Here is a 6,072-nt window from a genome sequence, read left to right on the forward strand (position 1 = left end):
GGGCTCGGCGACGGCCGCCAGCACCAGCTCCTTCGCCTGTTCCGGCGCCGTCTGCGGCAGCGGCACCAGCCCCGGATTGCTGCCGCGCGAGGCCGTCTCCACCGCGCCGATGCGGATAGTCACCGGCCGGCGCGACAGGGCCGGGCCAAGCGCCACGAAGCTGCCACGCGGCAGGTCGCGGAACATTTCTGCTTGCCGCCGTTCCATGCCCAGCAGGTCGGCGGCACGCGCCATGTCGATGTCGAGGAAGGTGCGGCCCATCAGGAAGTTGGAGGCCTCGGCGGCGACGTTCTTGGCCAGCTTGGCCAGGCGCTGCGTCGCGATGATGCCGGCCAGCCCCCGCTTGCGGCCGCGCGACATCAGATTGGCCATGGCGCCCAGCGAGGCGCGGCGCGCCTCGTCCGACACCTCGCCGGCGGCGGCGGGGGCGAAGAGCTGCGCCTCATCCACCACCACCAGCATGGGCGACCAATGGTCGCGCTCGGCATCGAACAGCCCGCCCAGGAAGGCGGCGGCGTGGCGCATCTGGCCATCCGCATCCAGCCCCTCGAGGTTCAGCACCACGGAGACACGATGCGCCCGCACCCGGTCGGCGGCGCGCTGCAAGGCAGCCTCGCTGTGCTGCGCGGCGTCGATGACGAGATGGCCGAAGCGCTCGGCGAGCGTCACGAAATCGCCCTCGGGGTCGATGACGGCCTGCTGCACCCAGGGGGCCGACTGCTCCATCAGCCGCCGCAGCAGATAGGATTTGCCGGAGCCCGAATTGCCCTGCACCAGCAGGCGGGTGGCCAGCAGCTCCTCCAGATCGAGGAGGCCCGGCTGCCCGCCGCTCGTCGTGCCCATCTCGATCCCGACCGTCATTCCGCACTCCTCTGCTGGGGGGCGGAGCTATAGGGCATCCTCCTGCCGCGCGCACCGGCCGGGAATGCAGGGGGTCCATGCGGCGCGGCGACTTACAGAAAGCCGATCCAGCGCCCGGCCAGCAGCGCGCCGAGCCAGGCGGCGAGCGAGATCAGCGCCGCCAGCTTCAGCGCCGGCGGCACCGCGCCGCCCTGCAGCGCCTGGCGCCAGACCGCGCGGCGGCGCAGCGCCAGGGCGTTGGCGATGCCCAGCGCCACCAGGAAGAGCTTGGCCAGGAAGGCCGGGTTGGCGGCATAGGCCAGCGGCTGGACGGAGAACAGCAACGCGCCGCTGAGGATGGCCAGCACAAGGCCCGCCTTGGCCATGGCCAGCAGCGGCGGCGCCAGCACCGAAAGCGGCGCGCCGCGGAAGGCGCCCAGCAGCCGCAGGTCCAGCGTCGCGATGCTGCCCAGCAGCAGGCCGAGCCCCAGCACATGCGCCGCATTGACCAGCGGGTAGCCAAGGCCCGAGCGGCGCAGCCAGGCGGGCAGCGCGCTGTCCGCCAGCAGGGCAAGCGCCGCCTCCACCGGGCTCAGCCGCCCTGGATGCGCTCGGGGTAGAGGTCGTAGCGGCGGCCGCCCACCTCCAGCCGCACCGCCTTCAGCCGCCGCTCCCCGGTGTCGCGCGCGCGGTTGCCGATGGCGCGCGCCTGGTCGCCGACACTGGCAGAGCCCTCGACGAAGCCGGCGCGGCGGGTCTGGCTGGGATTGCCCAGCTCCACCGTCCAGAGCGTGCCGTCGCTGCGCAGCGTCAGGCGCGGATGCGGCGGGCCGATGAAGATCTCCTCGATGGTGCCGGAGAGCTCGGTCTGTTCGCTCTCGGCCCAGGACCAGCCATGATGGGCCAGCGCCGGGGCGGCCAGCAGCAGGCCGGGCAGGCCGAGCGCCAGGCGCCGGCGGGGCAGCGGAAGCGTCATGGGGACCTCCTGTCCAGGGGATGAACGGGAGGTCATGTGGTCATGCCCGCCCCGCTTGCGACGGGGCGGCGCCGGTCACGAGCGCGCGGGCAGCAGCAGCGGCGCGCGCAGCGTGCCGATGGCGACCCCGCCCAGCACCAGCGCCATGGCCACGGCGTGGTAGGGGTGCAGGCTCTCCCCCAGCAGCGTGGCGCCGAGCCCCAGGGCGTAGGCCGGCACCAGATACATGGCCATCGAGGCCCGCGCCGCGCCGAAGCTGGCGACGATGCGGGCGAAGGCGCCATAGGCACCGATGCCGGCCACCAGCCCGAGGAAGATCATGCCCCAGAGCGCCCGCGCGCCGAGCTGCGGCACGCCGAGATGGCCCCATTCCAGCGCCATGCCGGGCGCCAGGCAGAGCGCGCCGCCGGCGGCGACCACCCAGAGCAGCAGCAGCGGCGGCAGCGCCACGGGCCGGTGGCGCAGCAGCGCCGTGTAGCCGGCCCAGGCCAGGATGGCGCAGAGCATCAGCGCGTCGCCCGGGTTGAATTCCAGCCGCAGCAGCGCGCCGACATCGCCGCGGAAGGCGGCGACCAGGATGCCGGTGAAGGCGCAGGCGATGCCCGCCAGCATGGCCGGGCGCAGCGCGATGCCCCAGACCAGCCGCTCGATGACGGCGACGATCAGCGGGGTCAGCGCGGCGATCAGGGCGATGTTGCCGGCGCTGGTGTAGCGCGCCGCGCCATATTGCGGCGCCACGCTGATGACGCCGCCCAGCAGCACCAGCAGCGCCAGGAGCCCCGCCGGCGCCCGCTTCAGCGCGCCCTGGCGCAGATGCGGCCAGATGATGGGCAGCAGCAGCAGGGCGGCGACCAGCCAGCGCCCGAAGGCCAGCGTCACCGGCGGCACCGAGCCGCTCAGCCAGCGCGCGCCGATCATGTTGCTGGCAAACAGCAGCGGCGCGCAGAGGAAGAGCAGGATCGGAAGCCAGGTCGGCGCGGCGGGGAGACGCATGGGCTTCGGCCTCGGGGCGGGTCTGTCCTGCCGGGAAGCCTAGGGAAAATGCGTCAGGGAGGTTTACCGAATCACCGCGGCGCAGCAGGCTGATTCGGAAGCTTTGACCGCGCATGAAAAAGGCGGCGGAAAATTCTTCCGCCGCCTTTCGGTTTCAGCCGGATCTGGCCCGGGATGTCAGGCCTGGGCGGCGACCTCGCGCGTCGCCCAGCTGATCCAGGGCAGCAGGTCCAGGAGATCCTGCGTCTCCACCGTCGCCCCGCCCCAGAGGCGCAGCCCCGGCGGCGCGTCGCGATAGGGGGCGGTGTCCAGGCCCGCGCCCTCCTGCTCCAGCAGCGCGGCGATGCGCTTGCCGGCGGCGGCCTGCGCCTCGGGCGCGAGCGCGGTGAACCAGGGCGCCACCAGCTTCAGGCAGATCGAGGTGCAGGAGCGCGTCGCCGCATCCTCGGCCAGGAAGGCATAGTCCGACTGCCCCGCCACCCATTCCGCCACCGCCGCCAGATTGGCCTCGGAGCGGGCGACCAGCGCCGGCAGGCCGCCGATTGCCTCGGCCCAGCGCAGCCCGTCCAGCGCGTCCTCGGCGCAGAGCAGGGAGGGGGTGTTGATGGTGTCGCCCTGGAAGATGCCCTCGATCAGCCGGCCGCCCTTGGTCATGCGGAAGATTTTTGGCAGCGGCCAGGACGGGGTGTGGGATTCCAGCCGGGCCACGGCGCGGGGCGAGAGGGCGATCATGCCATGCGCCGCCTCGCCGCCCAGCACCTTCTGCCAGGACCAGGTGACGACATCGAGCTTGTGCCAGTCGAGCTCCATGGCGAAGGCCGCCGAAGTGGCGTCGCAGATCGCCAGCCCCTCGCGGTCGGCGGCGATCCAATCGGCGTTCTTGAGGCGCACGCCGCTGGTGGTGCCGTTCCAGACAAAGACCACATCGCGCTTCGGGTCGGCCTGGGACAGGTCGGGCAGCCCGCCATAGGGCGCCTGGATCAGCCGCACATCCGGCAGGCGCAGCTGGGTGGTGATGTCGGTCGCCCATTCGCCGGAGAAGCTCTCCCAGGCCAGCACATCGACGCCGCGCGGCCCCAGCATCGACCACAGCGCCATCTCCACCGCCCCGGTGTCGGAGGCCGGCACGATGCCCAGGCGCCAGCCCTCCGGCATGCGCAGCACGGATTTCGAGCGCTCGATCACCTCGGCCAGCTTCGCCTTCGGCGCCTTGGCGCGGTGGCTGCGGCCGAGCAGCGCGCCCTCCAGCGCCGCCAGTGACCAGCCGGGGCGCTTGGCGCAGGGGCCCGAGGAGAAGCAGGGATTGGCCGGGCGGCGGGCGGGCTTGGGGTTGGGCTGGGCCATGACAGACAGACTTTCAGGGATCGAGGCCAGGAGAGGCGCCGGTTTGCGCCGCGCGGCGCGCGGGGGCAAGGCCCGGCCTTGCCCGCAGGGTTCAGCCGCGCGGCAGCAGCACCGAGCCCTCGGCATAGAGCACGGCATGGCCGCCCATGCGCACCCGGTCGCCGCGCAGCTCGCACCACAGCGTGCCGCCGCGGGCGCTGGCCTGGCGGCAGACCAGCGTGCTGCGGCCCAGGCGCTGCGCCCAGAAGGGCACCAGCTGGGTGTGCGCCGCGCCCGTCACCGGATCCTCGTTCACCCCCACCCGCGCCGCGAAGTAGCGCGAGACGGTGTCATGCACCCCGTCATCCCCCGCCGCGGTGGCGATGACGCGCGCCGCGCCGCCGCCCTGGGCGGCATCCGGCAGGGTGGCGATGCGGCCATGGTCGGGGGTCAGCGCGCGCACCGTCTCCGCCTTGTCGAACAGGCAGATCCAGTCGCGCGCCTTCCAGATCTCGCGCGGCACGGCGCCGAGCGCGGCGGCCAGGCCGGGCGGGCCGCTATGCGCGCGAAGCGGCGGGTTGGCCGGGAAGTCGAGCACGAAGCGCCCCGCCTCCTGGCTGACGCCCAGCTCGCCCGAGGCGGTGCGGAAGCGCAAGGGCCCCGCCTCCCCCAGCACGCGCGCCAGCACGAAGGCGGTGGCCAGCGTCGCATGGCCGCAGAGCGGCACCTCGAGGGTGGGGGTGAACCAGCGCAGATGCCACCGTCCTGGCCCGTCCGGCACGAAGAAGGCGGTCTCGCTGAGATTGTGCTCGGCCGCCATGGCCTGCATCAGCGCATCCGGCAGCCAGGATCGCAGCGGCACCACGGCGGCCGGGTTGCCGGCGAAGGGGCGCTCGGCGAAGGCATCGACCTGGTAGATGGCGACGCGCTCCGGCAGGGTGGCCGGGTCGGAGGCGGGGGTCGGGGTCGCCATGGGGGCACCTGTCAGGCTGCAGCGGGGCCGCAGCATGCCCGCCGCCGGCGCGGCCGCGAAGGCCGCAACCGGCGGGGCGGTGTCATACCAGGGTTGCGAGCCGCGCCGGATCGACGGTGACGCTGTGGTTCAGCGGGCCATGGCCGCGGCCGAAGCCGGGGGCACGGCGCAGCGCCTCCTGCACATAGGCGCGGGCGCGCACCACCGACGCGCGCAGGCCGAGGCCCTGCGACAGGCCGGCGGCGATGGCCGAGGCCAGGGTGCAGCCCGTGCCATGGGTGTGGCGGCTCTCGATGCGCTCGCTCTCGAAGAACTCGATGCCGTCCTCGGTCGCCAGCAGATCGACCAGCCGATTGCCGGGCAGGTGGCCGCCCTTCAGCAGCACCGCCGGCACGCCCAGCGTCAGCATCATCTCGGCCGCCGCCTGCATCTCCTCGACATCGGTGATGTTCATGCCGGAGAGCACCTCGGCCTCCGGGATGTTGGGGGTCAGCAGGGCGGCGAAGGGCAGCAGGCGGCGCTTCAGCGTTTCCACCGCCGCCTTGGTCAGCAGCGCCTCGCCGCCCTTGGCCACCATCACCGGATCGGCCACCAGGGGGATGCGGCGGCCATGCTCGGCCAGCGCGTCGCAGACGGCGTTGATCGTCTCGGAATCGGCCAGCATGCCGGTCTTGATGGCGTCGGCGCCGATATCCTGCAGCACCAGGCGGATCTGCTGGCGGATGAAATCCGGCGGCACGGTGTGCACGCCATAGACGCCGCTGGTGTCCTGCGCGGTCAGCGCGGTGATGGCGGTCGCGGCATAGGCGTCGAGCGCCGTGCAGGCCTTGATATCGGCCTGGATGCCGGCGCCGCCGCCGGAATCGGAGCCGGCGATGATCAGGACGCGGCCGCGCATCAGGCCGCCTCCCCCGCCTCGGCCGCCGCCTCGGCGGTGGCGGCGGGCGGCTCGGCCACGGCGCCGGAC

At 73.4% G+C, this 6,072-nt stretch carries 7 protein-coding genes; all 7 read right to left on the bottom strand.

What is annotated here, in order from left to right:
- Positions 1–861: AAA family ATPase (locus HMPREF0731_RS03465; RefSeq protein WP_007002632.1), on the bottom strand; the 861-nt coding region annotated here is incomplete at its 3' end.
- A 92-nt stretch (positions 862–953) separates the two neighbouring features.
- Entirely contained in the window at positions 954–1,427 is a 474-nt protein-coding gene (locus HMPREF0731_RS03470; RefSeq protein WP_007002633.1) for a DUF6644 family protein, read from the bottom strand.
- 5 nt (positions 1,428–1,432) lie between these two features.
- A complete protein-coding gene (locus HMPREF0731_RS03475; protein ID WP_007002634.1) occupies positions 1,433–1,816 on the bottom strand; it encodes a DUF6152 family protein in 384 nt (127 codons plus the stop codon).
- Positions 1,817–1,891: 75 nt separating this feature from the next.
- Complete coding sequence (locus HMPREF0731_RS03480; protein ID WP_007002635.1) at positions 1,892–2,809, bottom strand: DMT family transporter; 918 nt, start codon at positions 2,807–2,809, stop codon at positions 1,892–1,894.
- Positions 2,810–2,986: 177 nt separating this feature from the next.
- A complete protein-coding gene (locus tag HMPREF0731_RS03485) occupies positions 2,987–4,153 on the bottom strand; it encodes a phosphoserine transaminase (protein ID WP_007002636.1) in 1,167 nt (388 codons plus the stop codon).
- Positions 4,154–4,244: 91 nt separating this feature from the next.
- Complete coding sequence (locus tag HMPREF0731_RS03490) at positions 4,245–5,105, bottom strand: PhzF family phenazine biosynthesis protein (RefSeq protein WP_007002637.1); 861 nt, start codon at positions 5,103–5,105, stop codon at positions 4,245–4,247.
- Between the two features lie 82 nt (positions 5,106–5,187).
- The gene (thiD, locus tag HMPREF0731_RS03495) at positions 5,188–6,003 is read right to left on the bottom strand and encodes a bifunctional hydroxymethylpyrimidine kinase/phosphomethylpyrimidine kinase (RefSeq protein ID WP_007002638.1); all 816 of its coding nucleotides are present in this window, start codon (positions 6,001–6,003) and stop codon (positions 5,188–5,190) included.
- Between the last annotated feature and the right edge of the window lie 69 nt (positions 6,004–6,072).

It is taken from the genome of Pseudoroseomonas cervicalis ATCC 49957, assembly GCF_000164635.1.
Classification (GTDB): domain Bacteria; phylum Pseudomonadota; class Alphaproteobacteria; order Acetobacterales; family Acetobacteraceae; genus Pseudoroseomonas; species Pseudoroseomonas cervicalis.